An 18477-nucleotide genomic window follows, 5' to 3' on the forward strand; every position below is an offset into this window, starting at 1 on the left:
TATAAGTAACTATATAAGACTCCATTATGAACGATGATAATAACTATAAAGATGACACTACCAAGCCTTATTCAGTTCGGGCTGACGATGATGCGCTGTTATTAAATAAAGACACTGAGTCCGATCACACAACCCATAAGAAAACCATTGCCAGTGGTGAAGCGCTTAAGTTGGCAGTCGTAGGTCACACTAATACAGGTAAAACTTCCATCCTACGTACGCTATTGCGCGATGTGTACTTTGGTGAAGTAAAAAACGAAGCTGCAACCACCCGTCATGTAGAGCAAGCACAATTGACAGACAGCCAAACGGGCGACGTTTTGGTGGCTTTATATGATACCCCAGGTTTAGAAGACGCTTCAGGACTCATGGACTGGCTCGAGGACAATACCGCCAGTCGCCGTGATGGGATTGAGCGTTTGCAGCAGTTTTTGGCGTCTGATATTGCTAAAGGGTCAGATAACAACTCAAAATTCGATGATTTGCAAGCGTATGACTATAGCCAAGAGGCCAAAGTGATTCGTCAATTGCTGGCAAGTGACATGGCCATTTATGTGGTCGATGCGCGTGAGCCGGTATTGGGCAAATATAAGGATGAGCTCGCTATCTTATCTTGGGCAGCGATTCCTGTGATGCCAGTATTTAACTTTACCGACAGTCAAGATGCCAATATCGATGAATGGCAGACCATGCTGGCAAGACGTAATTTGCACATATCAACGCGCTTTGATTCTGTTGCTTTTGAGTTTGAAGATGAAATGCGTTTGTGGCAAAACCTCGCCACCATGCTTACCCACTCTGAAATGCTCGAACAGCTCATGACGCGCCGTACAGAAAACTGGGCGCAGCTCTATGATGAGGCCAACATTATTATTGCAGACTTTTTGTTGAACGTCGCCGCCTTTGTACGTGAGATCGATGACGATGATGACCCCATGCCAGTGTTGCAGCAGATGCAGGAGGCGGTGCGTCAAAGTGAACGCACGATGCAGCATAATTTGCTTAATTTATATAAGTTTTATGACAATGCGGTCGCTGCAACACCGCTTGAATTACAAGCATATCAGCAAGACCCGTTCGATCCTGAACTCCTCAAAAGTTACGGCATTCGCACTACCTCAGGCGCGGCTGCTGGTGCCTTGTTAGGATTGGGTATTGATGCCGCCGCATTGGGGACGACATTGGGTTTGGGCGCGGCCATCGGTGGTATCGCTGGTGGGTTACTCTCTAATACCAGCAGTATTGCTGATAAAATCACGGGGGTGAAGCGTTTGTATATCGACCCTGCAACCTTGACTCTTTTGGCCACTCGTGCGGTAGACCTACTGACAGCCCTGCGTCATCGTGGTCATGCAGCAACTGACGCCACGCAGCTGTTGTATAAAGGTGAAAAAGATACTTTTGATTTTGAATTCTCTGAGTCCTATAACGACAATACCGATGAAAACGATCGTTCAATTACCCTATGGCCGACGCATAAATTACCCAGTGAGCTAAAAAAAGCACGAGGCAAACCGCAATGGTCGTCACTGAGTAGTGGTAAATCTGAACAAGCACAGCTTTTGCGAGCAGACATGGCATGGTCGCTGTCGAGCAAGCTGCAATCCGATAAACTCAAAAGTCGCTAACTACAGTCAGGTTAATATAAAGAGAGTCAGCTGGATTGGTAAAAATTTTTGTAGCCTCTTCAGCCTTCACTCACTAGATGGCACTTTTGGAAATTTTTAGCATTTATATGACTGGGGCTAACAACGCCCCTAATGCTTCTGTACCGCGCACGTCAGTTTGCTGTAGATACATCGGATATAGCGGATAATTGATGAAATCTTGCTCAATGTCTTGCATCAATTGCTGCTGGCGCGTCGCTCGATGCCGCCAAAAATCATCAGATTGATCTTGCGAAATCAGCTGATTAATGACGATGGCAGCAGGCATGAGTTTACTTTCTTCTAATTGTTCTATCGCGCGGCCAGTTTCAGCTAGTGGTAGAACATCGGCGGTCATGACCAATACGATGGCAGTTTGCTCGCGGTCATGCAGCAACGCTCCTGCCTGACGAAATAACTGTTTGCGTTTTTCTAACACCGATACTGCTTGCTCCCAGCGATCCGATTTTTTGGGGGCAAATGGATTGTCTGTCTCGCTTCTTGTGGCATCTTTTTTAACATCGTTTTTTTGGTTATGACGATCTAAGTTTGTGGCAACTGAGCGTAGTTTAGATTGCCGTCTTTGCTGTGCCAGTAGCCCATCTGTCCATGCACCCATCATCTCTGGCAATACGAGCAGCCGTAGGGTATGCCCTGTGGGCGCGGTATCAAAAATAATGTGTTTATAATTACCATCCGCCGCCGCAACCAAATGCTGACACATAGATTCGAGCATCGCCGCCTCTTGTGCACCCGGCGCGGATTTTGACAAACGCAGATGCTCACGAATTTTGGGCATCATATCTGGGTTGGCATAAGATTTAATCGTGCGTTCAACTTGTGCAAAATGCGCGTCCACGATGGTGTCTGGATTTAACTCAATGGCATCAAGGTAAGGCGTTACGGCAGTTTTTTCATTATTTAATCGCGTTTTAAGGACATCGCCCAAGCTGTGCGCCGGATCGGTGGATACAATCAAAGTCTTTTGCTGCTGGCTGGCATAGTAGCTGGCAAGTGCCGCCGCCGTGGTGGTTTTACCCACACCGCCCTTCCCGCCGATAAATAGGATTGGCTGCGTTGTCAATTGTGTTACCAATGCTGATAGAGGATGTAATGCCATAACCGTCTCTTATTTTTCATTTTTTAATTGATTTTTGCTTAATTCAAATACTATTAGCAACAACCGACGTGGTCAAAGGGACATCTGTCCATGCCCATTCTGGTGTGCCATTCGTGGAAGTTTTCTAAAAACAGCGGTTGTAATTCCAACGTATAAAAGCTGGCAGGATTATCAATACCCAGACTCTCGGCAAACATCAGCAGCATAAAAAAATCCTCTTCATCACGCGCTGCTCGCGCCATCGTCTGACGATAAGGCGCATGATAAAATTCGTTCAATCCTGCTGTAAATCGTTGCCACCACGGCTGCGTGCTGGCGCGCTCGTTCGGTGCGCTTGTTTCTTCCTTTGTATTTTTCATAGTCAGCTCATAGTTTATTTATGTCTTATAATCTATCATGCCTAAATACTAATACCATAAAAAACGCCAGCAATCGATGCTAGCGTTTTTGTCGGTCATTAAATTAGTTATTGTTTGTGCTTAGGCATCATTTTTACCTTTATATAGCGACCACTCTTTACGCAGGACAGACAAGCTCTCAAACGTGACCAAAATGGTTGCGATCAAAATGATAATATCCATAATGACCAACAGCCAATTGCCATCAGTAAAGAACGTTTTGAGCTGAATCAGTAGCGCAAAAACCGTCATTACTAACAAGAATGACAAGGGCGCCAAGGTATACCAAACAGGTCTACCCTTACGTAACAAGATAACGGTCACGATCATGAGCGTCAAGGCAGCCATGAGCTGGTTGGTTGTCCCAAATAGCGGCCAAATAATCATACCACCCGAGCCATCGATACCACCTGCGCCAAACGCCAATAATAGACAGGTTCCAACAGCAAGTAACGTGGCCACCACGCTTTTATTCAGTACTGGCAGGTTATAAAATTCACCAAATTCTTGGAAAATATAACGTTGCAAACGTACGCCAGTATCCATCGTGGTTCCAGCAAACAACGCCGCCATTACCGTAAGCATAGTTTGTGACAGTACAAGGTCGATACCGACACCCGCATTTAAGATGGTTGCACCGCCGTCAATAAAGGCACCGATAGAGCCATCACCGAATTTTTGGTAGACCGCTTGCCAATCACCAAGGGTTGCAAAACCTGCGGTGGCTGCCAATATGGCACCTAATGCCAGCAGGCCTTCGCCAAATGCACCAAAGTAACCAACGAAACGTACATCTTCTTCTTTATCAATCTGCTTGGAAGTCGTACCTGTTGCGACAAGTCCATGGAAGCCTGAAATAGCACCGCAAGCGATGGTCACAAATAGCAATGGCATGATTGATGGCGTACCGACAGGTAACGCGTGGTTTATGGCTGGCGCGACAATGTCGGGCGTTGCAATAAAAATAGCGGCATATAATAAGATCAAACCGACGAATAATTGCAAACCGTTGATATAATCACGTGGTTGCAGCAGCATCCAAACCGGCAGCAAGGAAGCAACCGCGGCATAAGCAAATAAAATAAGAATCCAAAGTGCGTTATCAGGCAACCCTAAAAAAGTCTCTGGTAAAACAATGGGGAACATGGGACCCAGATAGATAAGACCGTATAAAGCGCTGACCCCAATGATCGATACCCAAAGCAGGTTCATGTTATAGCGATAAATACATTGCCCGATGACAAAAGCCACCACCAATGCCCCCCATACAGGTAAGACAGCAGATGGGGTTTTGATTAACATATTGGCGATAGCAACGCCAAAGACGGCATTCACCATCAATAGTAATAAAAAGATAACGATCATCATCAAGCTGCGCACACGTGTGCCCATGACATTACCCGCAATAGAGCCAATCGATTGACCCTTATTACGCATACTTGCCCAAATGGCTGACATATCGTGTACACCCGCCATAAAAATAGTACCAAGTACCACCCAAATAATGGCAGGCACCCAGCCCCAAATCACCGCAATCGCAGGGCCAATGATAGGAGCTGCGCCTGCGACCGACGTAAAGTGATGACCCCACAATACGTACTTATTGGTTGGAACATAATCCACCCCATCTTTCATTGTATGGGCTGGCGTGGGACGACTGTTGTCCAATGCTAAAATTTTGGTCGCAATAAATTTTGAATAAAAAAGGTAACCGCAAAGCATCGCGGCAACGCCGAATAACAATACAATCGCGCTGTTCATTTCATCTCTCCCTAGACAAGTCGTAGATAGCCTTATAAGTTCAAGCTTTTTAAATCAGAATATAAAAAATGTGCTAAATTAGCGTACATGAGTGAATCATCTCATCAATTAGATGAGTAAATAAAACACAAAAAATCTCTACGAGTGGCATGACTGAACCCACCCTTTGATTTTTTAAATAAGGCGCGTCACTCGTCAGTATTTTATGCGACGAGCATTTGTCTGGCACTCTGCCTGAATGGTAACTGATTTAACGCTAAATGTAACGCTGGCAAGGCATTAAAAACATAAATAAAGGAAGTATAATGGCATATTATTTTGGATTCGTACCTTCAGATAAGTTAAAAGCCCTAATCAGCGAGGCCGAACAAGTCGTTGCTTCAAATGAGCAGGTAGAATATTACCCTTATCGAGATGCCCTCACTCATCAAACAGCACGTGATCTCATTGACAATTTATTGGTTGGATTGGTTGAGATTATTCCGAATCCTGAGCGTCAGGCCGCGATGCGTAAAATTGTCGCTATGGTTGAGCGTTCAACCGATACCCTACTCAATATCTTATTAGGTAAAGAAAGCAACGCAGAAGTGCTTCCAAGCTTTCATTTTTTGAGAGATCGAGCAACTTTCATCGACAATGAAGGCATAAAACGGGTGGGCTTTAAATTGTCAGATGCCGATGCCAAAACGGTCAATACAGGTTTTGCTGCTATCACACCTGAAAGCGTAGATACCAAAGCCTTTAAAAAAGCACTAGAAACCATGAACGAAGAGACATTGACGCATTTTATTAGCCGATATGCTGAGACACTTAAACTGGGTATGATCAAACGCAAATCTGTCCCTGTTGCCAAAGCAGCTATTGATAAAGGCATGAACATGGCGCTTAACAAACTGCTGCCAGACTTACCAGATCGTTCGTTGAACCGTTTGGCAGACTACTATCGCCCTTTCATTATAGAAAAATCAGAATAATGACTGGTGTGGTTTATCAAGCAGGTAATGTTGGGCAAATTTACTAAAATTTGCTAGAATAGGCGGCACTTTTACCGATGGCGCAACTCATGACCCAAATTAGTAATCAAGAAATCGAAAAAACCCTGCGTAACTCAGAGTGCCTTATCAGCAGTATCGAAGTTGCTGCTGCTTATGAGCGGCTTGCTGCCCAGCTTAACCTACATTATGCGGGCCTTAATCCAATCGTTATGGTCGTGATGAATGGCGGTCTTATCCCAGCTGGTCAATTATTAACCCATCTGACTTTTTACCATCGTATGCATTATATTCATGCCTCACGCTATCGTGACAACGAAGGTACCAATGAGCTTGACTGGAAATTTAAGCCAGATGTGAGCATTGCAGGCGAGCACGTACTACTGATTGATGATATTTTTGATGAAGGCATTACCTTAAAAGCAGTCGTCGAAGAGTTGGGTAAAGAAAAGCCTTTATCTATAGAGTGCTGTGTCTTGCTGAACAAGGAACATGATCGTAAAGTTGCAGATTTCGATGTAGACTTTGTGGGTATCAATGTCGCTGATCGCTACGTTTATGGCTGTGGTATGGATTTTCATGGCTACCTGCGCCATTTACCAGGTATCTATGCCATCAAAGAAGGCAAAATTTAAGTTTAAGTTTTATACTTGAGTTCGAAAAAAGCATCCAAAATTGGATGCTTTTTTATTGTGAAAAAATAAAGTTGCGAAAAGAATAAAAGTAATTATAAGCCAGTTAACGGTAATAATTAAAACTGTAATGCCAAACCTGTATAACGTTCAGTGGGTGTTTGAACCGCCTTCTCAAAAGCAACTTTTGTGCTATATATGGTCACTTGCTTTTTAGCACGCGTCACCGCCGTATAAATAAGCTCTTTGCTGAGCAATCTTGCATGACTATTATCAAAAGTAATGGCGACATGATCAAACTCAGACCCTTGTGACTTATGAATCGTCATCGCATATGCGGTAGCAATGACCTCTTCATTGAGCAGATCAACAGCAATCCCTTGAGTTTTACTCTCAAAGAACACCTCCAATCGATTGCTTTCCTCACCTGTTTGCAAACAAAAACCAATATCACCGTTAAACAAACCCAGCTCATAGTTGTTTTGTAGGATCATAACAGGACGACCATGGAACCAGGTGTTTTGTCCCAGTGGTAATTTTAGTTCAGTAAGATGCCACTGTGTCAGGTAGTTGTTTATATAGTGATCGCCCCACTCACCATTGTGGCCAGCGCTTAGGATTCTAAACTGATTAAAAGTCTGCATTAATGAATTGATTGTTTCATTGACTGATTCTGGCATGGATTTTTCTACTGGATTTTCTAGTAGTTTTTTGATTCTGTTGATATAACTGAGGTAATTTTCGGTTAGTTTTGAGATATTTTTTTTATTGCTTAGGCTATTTTTTATTTTATTATATGTAGGTTTATTTACTTGTAGCGTATTTATATATTGGAAATCCAATGCTTCATCTTGCTTAAATAATCGCCAAATTTCGGGGATATCTACCTCACCCTCATTAATTTGATGAGCAAGCTGACCAATACCTGAGTCTGAGCTGAACCGCCGGCTTTCGGTTAGCTCTGCATGAATGGGCTGTAATGTCGGAATACGGCACAAATCGGCCAGCACCGCACCTGCATCCACTGCTGCCAACTGATTGGCATCTCCCAATAATATAAGCCTTGCTCCTGGTTTTACCGCACTTACAAGATAATTGGCCAACTCAACTCCAAGCATCGACGCCTCATCGACGATGATAATATCTTCCCCCAGTGGGTTGTTGGCATCATAGCGTGGTCTGCCCGTCCGACCAATTCCTAACAACCGATGGATGGTTTTGGCTTCTTGCAGTTGCATCGCCACATTTGCCGTATCCAAAGCCGCTTGCAAAGACTCTTGCATTCGCTGGGCAGCTTTACCAGTCGGTGCGGCTAACGCTAAGCTGGCACTATCTGTACTGAATCTAATATTATCTTGCTGATCATCCCTACTCTCTGCTGCTTGTTGCAATGCGATAACCAGTTGGGCAACTGTATAGGTTTTACCCGTGCCTGGGCCGCCAGTAATAATACTGAACGCATTGTTATTAGCCACATTAATAGCTGTGATTTGCTGCTCGTTTAAGTTTTCGGGTATTGATAATGTCAGAGGGGTTACTTGCTGGTCTAGGATCGTGCTGATATGCTGCGCCAAGTTAAACTCTGCTTGCCAAGAGCGGTGTAGCCAAAAAGTGATTGATGTTTTTATATTTTGATTATTGTTTAGCTTGTAAATGATAGGTTTGTTTATTTTACTTAGGCTATTTTTATTAATAATATCCGCATCAACTCCCGTAAATAAAGCCTGTTGTTTGATTAAATCTGTGAAAAAACTTAAGTCCGTATTTTTCAGCCGTTGGTATAATCGAGCAATCATCGCAAAACGCTTGGTTAGCCTCTCTTTTTCGTGATGACTAAGCGACAGCTGCATCCAGAGCTGATTGCCTTTAGCAAACAAAATATCTAGCAAAGCAAATAACGATGTCTCAGCTGCCAAGTCATCTTCTGTTTGTGTGTTTATTTGGGTATCTATCAGCGCAAAGATTGGCATGGCAAGTATCTCTAACAACTGTTGCTGCCACGCATATAGCGCAACGGCTTCGTTATTGATTTGACCTTGCAGCGGTACTTCGTATTCAGCTTGCTCAATGGTTAATACCGTATGCCCCTCTTCCAAATGCGTCGCTAACACAACAAAAAAAGTGGTGAATAGACTACTACTGTCTATTTTATCGACTTGTTTATCCTCAGTATTGGCTTGTGCATCCACCACCTTATACGCTGAATGCGTTTGCTGACGACGTAATAAAATATAGTCACTGATATTACTGGCCCATGTTTCTTGTAAACCAATTGCCGCTTTGCTCTTGTTATTATTGTTACTCATCGTATGCTTGTCTCTATGTTAATCTGATTCAAGAAGGTAATATTTTGTGGCTGGTGAGGCGTTATTTAGCACTTTTTAATCAGGCATGCCAAATTAGTCAGGTGTGCCAAACAATACATCCAGACCTTTAATAAAATCGATTGGGATATCCCAAGTCACTAATCCGTAATGACCATGATGTGATGTACTACTGCGAGCTTCATGAAAATCTTGCGATAGAGGAGCAGCTGTTTGAGAATTAGGGTCATACACGCCTCGTAAAAATACGTACTCTACCGCGCCTAGATATTTACCTTCATTGCCTACATAATCAGCAATTCTCATCGATAAGAATCGATGCAAGGCCACTTGATAAATCGCTGCTTGTAGCCAATATCCTGCTTTCGACATTGCTTGCTTGAGTGTGTTTTCGTCGTAATCGCTTAGGCTATTTCCTAAAAAATTACTTTTATAATCGACGACATAATACTTGCCAGCGTGCTCATAGACCAAATCAATTTCACCGCGTAAATAACGATATAAATGCGTTTTATTTTGCGGCACCAGATTGACGTGTTTGTCTGTCTCATCAGGCAGATACTGCTGAAACAGCTTATTAATATCCTGTGCTTTAAACCGCTCTGACAACCCCATGTTGAACTCTAGCTCAGCAAATCGCTGACTTGCGCTAAGAGAGCGTAAAGGTTGATTGGAGGCCAATAGCGGCGCCTGTATCACTTCATCAATCCAGTTAATCAAGGCGTCATGCTTTGTCGTATCTATTGAATCAGGTTCAATAACAGCGCCCGCTTCTCTCTGACTACCTTGTAACCTACGGCTTTGCTGCTCAGCGCTGCTATAAATGAGTGGTAGCTGATAGCTACTAACCGCTCTATCGATGACCCCTGACCACTGTGATTTATTGGCAAAATCAATTTTTTCAAATACCTCATGCAAAAATGTCCCCGCATTAGCGCCTTTAACAAAGGAAAAGCGGATGTCGTCCTCTGACTTGAGACTTAAGTCGTTGACTTCTTGAAGCATCTCACTGCCATTGGATGATGGCTCCATCGAAGCGGATGCGTTTCTTATGTCAATATCTATGGCATCGTCAATACGCTCATCCACCACAACCATGGCTTGTGTGGATTCATCTAACTGACGGGCTAATGCGGTAAAACTGGTCTTAGCCCAGCCATAAAAGTAGTCAGTCTTCATCACCTCTGAAAACGTATCGTACTCAATAGCCTCTGTCATGGGTTTATTGGTAGTAAGCTGAACCGTATCGTTCAAGCTTATTGATTGGGCATGGCCATTACTATGGCTACTATGATTACTATGGAACTCATTAACCTTATACCCTCTAATCATACCTATCGTGCTTTTGAGTCTATCAGGCAATTCAAAATTTGCTTCTGACGAATCAAACCAATAAAACACGGGTTTTAATTCAGAATCCATATTTCTTTTTGGGTCTTGCAGTACCACATAAAGCTGCTCACTGGCGCGAGTAAAAGCCACATAACCAAGCCTACGTAGCTCATCAAACCCCTCTCGCGTCTCGATATCGGTATAGTAATCGTCGGCGGTGGCAGAGCTTTTTAGTGGTGAGAAGCGGCGTTGATTGCCGGTTATTTGATTTTGTAGAGACTGCTGCACTAACGCGGAAGGAGATTGCTGAGCGTTATACAGATACAAGCCATAGCTTTCTTTATTACCAGCCCTTCTACTGGCATTGCCCATACCCAGTACATAGACAATAGGGAACTCAAGTCCTTTTGACTTATGAATGGTCATAAGCTGCACGCCAGACTCTGTCGGTAGCGGATATTGCTTGGCCCAATCACTATTGGGCGCGGCATCTATGTGCTGTCTAAACCAAGCCAACAGCTCATGCTCACCCATACCGGTGCCATACTGTGCCAAGACATCCATCATATGGCGCAGATCCATAATGTGCCGATCCCCTTCTGGATGAGCAGCCAAGGATTGCCAAACGCCTTGTGGCTGCACAGGGCTTTTGTCCAATAAGTAATGTAACGCTGACAATATGCCAAAATGCTGCCAACGCTGTGCCCCTTCTTTTAGATAAGTGATAAAGGCTTGATAGCTTTTTTTATTATCAATCGTTGACGCATTTTTTGAATAAACGTGTGTTGTACTACTGGCCTCAACAATACCTGACTCATGATCCGTCATCATCGCTTTAACGTCTTTGATGCTTAGGCCATAAAGATGACTGGTCAACACCCGATTAATCATGTCATGACGGTACGGATATAGCATGGCGCTAAGTAGGGCTGCCACATCTTCTGCCATGATGGTTTCAAAAATACTGACATCGCTTGTGGTCAAAGTCGGCACACCCAGTTTCACCAACTCGTCTTCAACCCGCTTCAAATCCTTTTTAGCACGTGCCAGCACGCCGATATCGCTCGGCTGAATGGCTTTACCTTTTAATGTCTGACCACTACTGAGCAAAGTGGCAATATGACGCGCGGTGATTTCATGCTCGTCGTACTCAAGCTCTGTGTCTTTACCACTAGGCAAGTGCAATATGCTCACTGGCTGAGCAGAGAGCACCTCGGTCACTAAGTCGCTATTCAACGTGTCTTTACCACTAAACCAAGACAATTCATATTTTAGCTTTTCTGCTTTGATATACTGATAATAAATACCACTACCCAACTGCGATAACTTATTGTCTCCAGTCTGTGCCGTCGGTACGCCAAACCAACCATTCAATGCATTGATCACACCCGCATTTGAGCGACGATTGATGTCTAACGTCCAACGACTGCTGCTATCAAACTGGGCTTTCATATAGTTATAGTTGGCCACATCGCCACCACGAAACCCATAAATAGCCTGCTTTGGGTCACCAACCAACAGTAAAAACTCACGATTGGCTTTATTAGAAGTTGACGGCTTATCTTTTTTCTCTTGCGTACGTTTATTTTTTGGCAAGTAAATGCTTTCAATCATAATGGCCTGCTCGCCATTGATATCTTGCGACTCATCAATCAATGCCACTGGATAGTGATGACGAATATAACGCGCCAGCTTATCTCCTTGTCGTCCGGTTAATGCTTGGTTTAAACGCACCATCTGTAAGCTAAAGGTCGTCTCACCGCGCTCTTCTAAAATAACGGGCAGTCTGTCACGTACCGCAAGCACAATGTAACGGTTGAGATTGGCTAATATCAAGACAATGTGCTGATTTAAGCCTTCAACCATGTCTAGGAGAGCCATTAACTTGCTGATGGTTTGTAATTCAAAAAGCGTCTGATGCTCTTTTTCTTTATTCTTATTGAAGTTCTTGATTTTGCCATCTTCATCTGGGTATCTGGCATCTTGCAATGATGTCAAAATTTTATTTTCGCGCTCATTTAAATAGCTATTAAACGCTAGCTGATATTCTGCTATCTTTTGATGTACCTCAATAATGGCATCAAACTGTTTAAATAAATTAGAACGCCCATTAAATCCTTGCGACTTTCTATAATCGGGATTCAAATAAGGCTCAATATCAGCTAAGTCTAACTGGGCAAACTCGCTAATGAGCTGCTCATACGCGTTAAAATCAAAGCTGTGCTCCAGATTTACCTCATCAATCGGTGCAGAAATAAAGTTAAGCGAGCGAGAAACAAACTTTTTATGATCGCTCACCGCCGTCAGCTTACTTTGCTGCTCCATAAGCGCATACAGCTTGGGCTGCTCGTGGTGTAACCGGCTTTGAAACTGACGCAGCTCATCATGAATAATACTGTCAGTCACCTGCTCAATACTGCTGTCTTCAATAATGGCCATGCCTTGCTGATGACCCGTCTCGCTACTGTATTCGGTCAACCATTTTTGCGCCAAGCTATCAAGCGTACCCACGAACAGCTTATCCAATGTTGTTAATACCAGTGCGGTGCGGCGCAGCGCCTCCGCCATTGGGTAGCTATACACATAATCTAGCAAATAGCCGACTAAGTGCAAGTTGATAGGGTCTTGCATGATTTTATCTAAGCGTACGTATTTAGCTTGCGCTATCAACCAATTTTCACGCGTTTCTTTTGCTTGGACACGCTTCTCTTTAGCGACCTGCTGGTCAGAGTCAAGATCTTGATTGAACGCATCAACGTCTTTTTTAGCATTTGCATCAATACTTGGATCATTACCTGCTTGCTTATCGTTATCAGGCGTTACCTGCAATATATCGGGATATAAGATATCTTTATTATTGGTATCAGCACTCAGGTTATTGACCCATTGTAGTAGCTGATAAAAATCTACCAAACGATCGTGAATACGCTGACGCATCTCTGCTGCTGCCGCTCGCGTAAAGGTCGTGGCAATGATTTGCTCTGGCGCACGCCGCGCTTCAATCAGTAGACGCAGCACGATACCGGTTAGCGTCCACGTCTTGCCAGTGCCTGCTGAAGCCTCGATAAGGTGCTTACCCGTCAATTCAACGTCCACCGCTGGTATCGCCTCTACCTTGCGCTCACCTATTTCCTCATTTTCAGGCGTATGAATATCAGATGAGTGAGACCTGTCATCTAAAGACTCATCGAATAGGCTCGGCTGTCTAGAAATATCAGTAATATCGGTTGTGTCCGTAACGTCTGTCATATAGGCATATACTTTTAATTATTGGCTGTTAGATCAAAAAGACTATCATCGATACTTAAGAAAATCGTTACGCGACATTATAACGTATGACTCTTCTTTATTAGGCGTTAGCCATTCTAGCTAATTGTCTAGACCGTTTAGGGCCGCAAACATCGGCGCATACAGTGGTTGTGCCAAGGTATTCAGTGCCGCTGACAACGCTTTAAAGGCATCTTGATCGCGCAATAGGTATTGCCAAATGGCATGTTGTGAGCAAGTATCGTATACCGTGTCTGAATGATAACTGGGTCTTAACCAGTCTGAAAAATCTGCTCGTTTTGACCAGTATCGGTCATTTGTACTCTCGCTTTCTTCAGCTTTTGAGCACTTACCAAGGTAGTTGAGTGCATACTCTGGCAGTAGCGTAATAGGAACTTGACCCGATAGGTTGCCAAAAATTGCCCACTTGATCAGCTCAACCACCGCCTCTTCGTACACAATCGGGCTGAGTTTAAATGCAATAACATTCTTATAGGTATCCACTTGTAAGCTTGGCTTGTTAAAACGCCAAATACTGACGCCATCATTCAAGGCTACTTGCTCAGTAGTGGTGCGTCTGGCAACTTGCCAGTATAGATGCGATAACCAAAACTTGAGTAGGTGTTTGGGGCTGGCAGAATTGGGCAAGATATTTAACCACTGCTTTGGTGAGTGCTCAGTATAAGACAATCCTATCGGCTTATGAGCATCTATTGGCACCAGACCTTTGATCTTAATGGCCTTTGGTAACAGTTGCCGTATTGCTTCGATATCTGTCTGACTGCTTGACTCATTATTCTTAACCCTATTAAGGACTGTCTTCAACTCTATCTGAACGGAATGCTCGGTTGTTGGGGTAAGTAGCTGCCAACCGATAGCCGCTTCTTTATTCTCACTGATGCCGCCCTCATCAAAACCATTGGCAAGTAGCTGCTCTTTGAACTCTATGCATTGCTGCTGTAGTTTTTGTTGTTGATTGGGCATGGTAGTTTGGCGAGCCACCCCTGCTGGTATCATTTTTTGATACATCATAGTGGAGGTAGCATTCTCAATCGCTGTATTACTCTCACTCTGTCCCGTCGCATCGGCAACCAACGCCTTAATCAGATGCTCTTTAATCTGATAGGTCGTCAGACTATTTAAAAATAGCGGCTCCTGATGCGCCAGCGTTTCCTCACCTTGCACTACATGCACCTTTTGAGTACGTAAAAATGCTTTGGCAGGGTGCCGTACTTGATAGACCAGCGCCCCGTCAATGTCTATCTCTCCAATGTTGAATACGCTATCAAACATACCTTGATCAAAAATAGCTTGGGTCCGCGCTTCGGCTGTATCGGTTGCATCATTGACATCAGCCACACTATCTAGCGCTAACATCTCAGCCAAAGTAGATAAGAGCTGATTGTCTACTTGTCCCAATTGACCCAAGCCTTGACCAAGTACCTGAGCGATTGCCTCGTATTGTGCTTTGGTCGGTAAGCCAATCAATTGCGCATGCTCGCTAGTGACTCTTCCTTTTAGTGTACTAAAAACCGATTGCCATAGCGGCGCGGGTGGAAATTGTTTTTTTTGCGCCAACTTGGTTTTACGCATGGCTTTATTTAATAAAGCATCTAGCTCATCGGCTACCGTAACAGCGCTATTATCCTGAACATCAACGATAGATGGACTTTGAGTGGCATTGAGATTGGTTATGTTGTTTGGTTGCGCCTTGTCAGAAGCATCATCATTTTCAACTTCTGTCTCAAACAAACTGTGATGAAAGGGCAATGCTGGATGCTCAGTCACCAGCCACTGCTTAATCAGCTTAGGTAGATAACGCTTGAGACTCTCGGTTGTCGGATCAATGTTTTCAGGCAATGTCTCAAGCGAATTCACTTGCCACTGCACTTCACCTTGCAAGAATTGTAGCAACTCACTGACTGGATTGGCTGGCAGATGCTCATGGGTATCGGTCAGGCTTTGACCATTATAGAATATCCAGCAAGCACTACGAGCACATAGCATCGCATCCAAAAATGCCCCATTATCATCATCCTCACTGACTCTATCACCGCGACGGGCATTGGTGGCTTTTATTAAATCATATCGGTTATCACGGTCACGCGCAGGGAACTCTGAGAGATCCATATTAAGCATCACCACTAACTCAAAAGGTACGTTCCTAAGGGCACCAAATCGACCAAACGTAATCACGCCCGTTGGCTCCGCACTGACTTGCTGACTTTCCAGCTCGCATTCGATACTGTCTAGCATAAAGCTCAGTTTTAATGGTAACTGCTCAACGCCTGCCAGCCTTTGTTCAACTTCCTTATTGGCACTATCACCGCTAGAGTACTGCCTATAATGACGATTGGCTCGCAAACTTGATTTAAAGCCGTTCATAGCATTATATATGGCGCGCATCGTACGCGTTTGATCGACATCGCCAAAGTAGCGGTGGATGACTTGTGTCTCAATCTGATCCAGCCAATCCTCCGCTTTCATTCTTTGTGTATGATCATCACGTCGCTCAACCAAACCCGTATATATACGGCTAAGCGCTTCCACAATCATCGCATCGTTTAGGCTCACCTGTGGCAATGGCAAACTCATCTCCGGCAAGGCAGTACTCGCCCATTCATCCTGTGCCAAAGGATATAAACAATCACTTAAACCCGCCTCTGGCATCACCAAGCCTAGTGCCAATCTGTCTAACGCTTGGGCAAAACTAAAGCGATAATCGTAGTCATTAATGTCTAAGGTTTGCTTAAGATGTCGCTCATCAAAACCGCGAATAAAACCTGCCTCTATCAACAAATCACAACCACGGCTCATTTGCTCATGAGTCAACCCAAAGCTTTCAAACAAAGGCGGCAACATGAGCCAGTCTAAGACCTCGGCTGCTTCAAAACGGGCGCTATGACTGCCTAACAGCTTATAAAACCCAATAATGGCTTCCCATAGCTGACGAATATCCGCGTCAACAACACCAGTCACCTTTGCCGGCAGGGTCAAACCATCTTGCCCTTTACCACTGACGAAAATAGACCCAATTAGCGCATGATGACGCTCAACATCTGGCAGTAAAACCACAATGTCGGAGATATGGCGTTTTTTTTCACCAGATTTGACAGGTTCATTGAGCCAACGTCCAATCATAATACGCAACACCTCAAGCTGGCGTTGTAAATTATGGCAAGAATGAATGCTTAGGCTATTATCTTGCGAAGATATCGACCAAAAACGATCCTTTTCAAAGCGTTTATTTTCTAGCACCTCATCGTCATACCATGCCGTCTCTGACGCTTCTTGCTCAACGCCCAACTCTATTTGCTGACTGACTGCCTCTGAGACTTTTGCTGCTGTCGCTTGTTGTGTCGATTGCTCATCCAGCATCAACACATCATTTTGCAAACGTCGCAGTAAGCTTAGGCTATTTTGCGTATGTTGATAGGTATTGTCATCGTCAATATTGTAGGCAGTGTCATTAACACCTTGAGCCAGCTCATCACTCAACCTGTCATCAAAATTGTCTTGCCACTCTACCAGCGACTCTTGGTACTGCTCATTACCTGATAAGTTGGCAAGCATGGCAAAGGTATCGCGAGATTGTTTCCCCAAACGTGACAGCAAACTGTGACCATAATCTCGTAAAAACACGCTTTCAGGATTGATAATCTGCTGACGCTGTAACCACGACTTATCGACAATGTCCGCCCAAAACAGCTTTGAGGGATTATAGTGTAATAATGTGATGTCCATGTATTGCGATAAGCGCTGCAAAAAATCGAGCTCGGTCTGAGGCAATTGCTGAATGGTAAAGATGCGCAGTACTTTGGGCAATTGGTCACGCTCATTTGCCTGATTGTGCTTTAAAGCTGACCAAAAGTTGTCTTCAATGGTCACACGGTGCTGATGGACATCGGCAAACAGGTGCGTCCATAAAAATCGTTGGGCAGCTTCTAGCTCAACATAATGCGCCACCAACCATTCAGGCGTACCGCGCGCATATTTATCAAAGCGCAGGGACAAGGCGTCTTTGTCTGCTATTAGCTCATCCACATTAAGCAGCTTATTGTGTGACCATAAAGCCAGCCAATCCTCACGGTGAGTCAAGTAGCGGTTAAACACTCTCGCCAAATCACTTGCCAGCTGCCAAATACGCGCATCTTGTTGCGCCTTATCTTGTTGTACAGCACCTTGCTTGACCCCTTCTTGTGGCTCATCAATCAAAGACGCCAGCAATGGGTGAACCGGATGCGCCTCATCTTTAACAATCAACTCTTGGTAGTAAGTCAGATACCCAAACAGCCGCCACTGCATCACTGTTGGCGATAATACGGCCACTTCAGGCACATTCAAAACGGCTGTCTCAGGGTTATTGTCTAACAAATAACTATTATGGCGAGTTAACACATCCTGCATCAGCGTCCACTGATACTGACCCCAAAATTTCGTACGCACCAACGTGCTGATGCCAGCTCGACTGGCAATCGTCTTATCCAACCAGTCGCCCAATACCATTGAAGGCACAATAACGATAAATGGCTCAAAAACAGATTGGTTCTTTGACTGGTATTGCACCAGCAGTTGATTAACAAGGTTTTCGGTACGATGCGACTGAATAATGGTAAACATAACGGATAATCTGATTGAAGTAGGAGTAGAATATGAAAGCTAACAAAGACGGTTTATTATGATTGAGATGCTATTACTTATCTTTAAGCGCTTTGAGTTATTGAGGGTTTTAAGTTATTAAAAGCTTTGAGCAAAATAAAGACAAAACTGAACAAAATACTGATCAATCCATGTTTGGTAGTCGTCACTGTATTACATTTCTGCTAGCATCTAGGGCGTATTGCATATTCAACCATGGCACTGACAGAGGCGATTTTTTAGACAATTCGAAGATAAATAGAGTGAGTATAGTCATTCTCTACGTCTATGTTTACCCTAATCATAGATAAATATAAACACAAGATTAAGAATAATATTAGCGACCGACTGTGCTGGTTGGCCTATA

At 44.0% G+C, this 18477-nt stretch carries 9 protein-coding genes; 3 read left to right on the top strand and 6 right to left on the bottom strand.

The features are described 5' to 3' along the window. Nucleotides 1–26 precede the first annotated feature (26 nt). Nucleotides 27–1628 (top strand): DUF3482 domain-containing protein, encoded by a 1602-nt coding sequence (locus tag AAJP47_RS08020; protein ID WP_346717384.1) that lies wholly within the window; start codon nt 27–29, stop codon nt 1626–1628. A 103-nt stretch (nt 1629–1731) separates the two neighbouring features. On the opposite strand, the gene AAJP47_RS08025 is transcribed toward AAJP47_RS08020, so the two are convergent. The 3 genes from AAJP47_RS08025 to AAJP47_RS08035 all read right to left on the bottom strand — a co-directional run bounded on the left by AAJP47_RS08025 (nt 1732) and on the right by AAJP47_RS08035 (nt 4925). After that, nucleotides 1732–2766: an ArsA family ATPase gene (locus AAJP47_RS08025; protein ID WP_346717385.1), complete on the bottom strand. Its 1035-nt coding sequence runs from the start codon at nt 2764–2766 to the stop codon at nt 1732–1734. 53 nt (nt 2767–2819) lie between these two features. After that, a complete protein-coding gene (locus AAJP47_RS08030; protein ID WP_346717386.1) occupies nt 2820–3125 on the bottom strand; it encodes a cory-CC-star protein in 306 nt (101 codons plus the stop codon). A gap of 120 nt (nt 3126–3245) precedes the next feature. Beyond that, the gene (locus AAJP47_RS08035; RefSeq protein ID WP_346717387.1) at nt 3246–4925 is read right to left on the bottom strand and encodes a carbon starvation CstA family protein; all 1680 of its coding nucleotides are present in this window, start codon (nt 4923–4925) and stop codon (nt 3246–3248) included. A gap of 305 nt (nt 4926–5230) precedes the next feature. Here AAJP47_RS08035 and AAJP47_RS08040 point away from each other — a divergent pair, with 305 nt between their 5' ends. Further along, nucleotides 5231–5899 (top strand): hypothetical protein, encoded by a 669-nt coding sequence (locus AAJP47_RS08040; RefSeq protein ID WP_346717388.1) that lies wholly within the window; start codon nt 5231–5233, stop codon nt 5897–5899. 89 nt (nt 5900–5988) lie between these two features. Then, complete coding sequence (locus tag AAJP47_RS08045) at nt 5989–6552, top strand: hypoxanthine-guanine phosphoribosyltransferase (RefSeq protein WP_346717389.1); 564 nt, start codon at nt 5989–5991, stop codon at nt 6550–6552. A 116-nt stretch (nt 6553–6668) separates the two neighbouring features. On the opposite strand, the gene recD is transcribed toward AAJP47_RS08045, so the two are convergent. The 3 genes from recD to AAJP47_RS08060 form a co-directional block, all read right to left on the bottom strand. Then, on the bottom strand, nt 6669–8855 hold the full coding sequence (recD, locus tag AAJP47_RS08050) for an exodeoxyribonuclease V subunit alpha (RefSeq protein ID WP_346717390.1): 2187 nt from the start codon (nt 8853–8855) through the stop codon (nt 6669–6671). A gap of 93 nt (nt 8856–8948) precedes the next feature. Further along, nucleotides 8949–13454 carry a UvrD-helicase domain-containing protein gene (locus tag AAJP47_RS08055; protein ID WP_346717391.1) on the bottom strand — a complete coding sequence of 1502 codons (4506 nt, stop codon included), beginning with the start codon at nt 13452–13454 and terminating at the stop codon, nt 8949–8951. A gap of 120 nt (nt 13455–13574) precedes the next feature. After that, nucleotides 13575–18092, bottom strand: a complete 4518-nt coding sequence (locus AAJP47_RS08060) for an exodeoxyribonuclease V subunit gamma (RefSeq protein WP_346717392.1) — start codon at nt 18090–18092, stop codon at nt 13575–13577. Between the last annotated feature and the right edge of the window lie 385 nt (nt 18093–18477).

This window comes from Psychrobacter halotolerans, from assembly GCF_039680845.1.
Taxonomy (GTDB): Bacteria; Pseudomonadota; Gammaproteobacteria; order Pseudomonadales; family Moraxellaceae; genus Psychrobacter.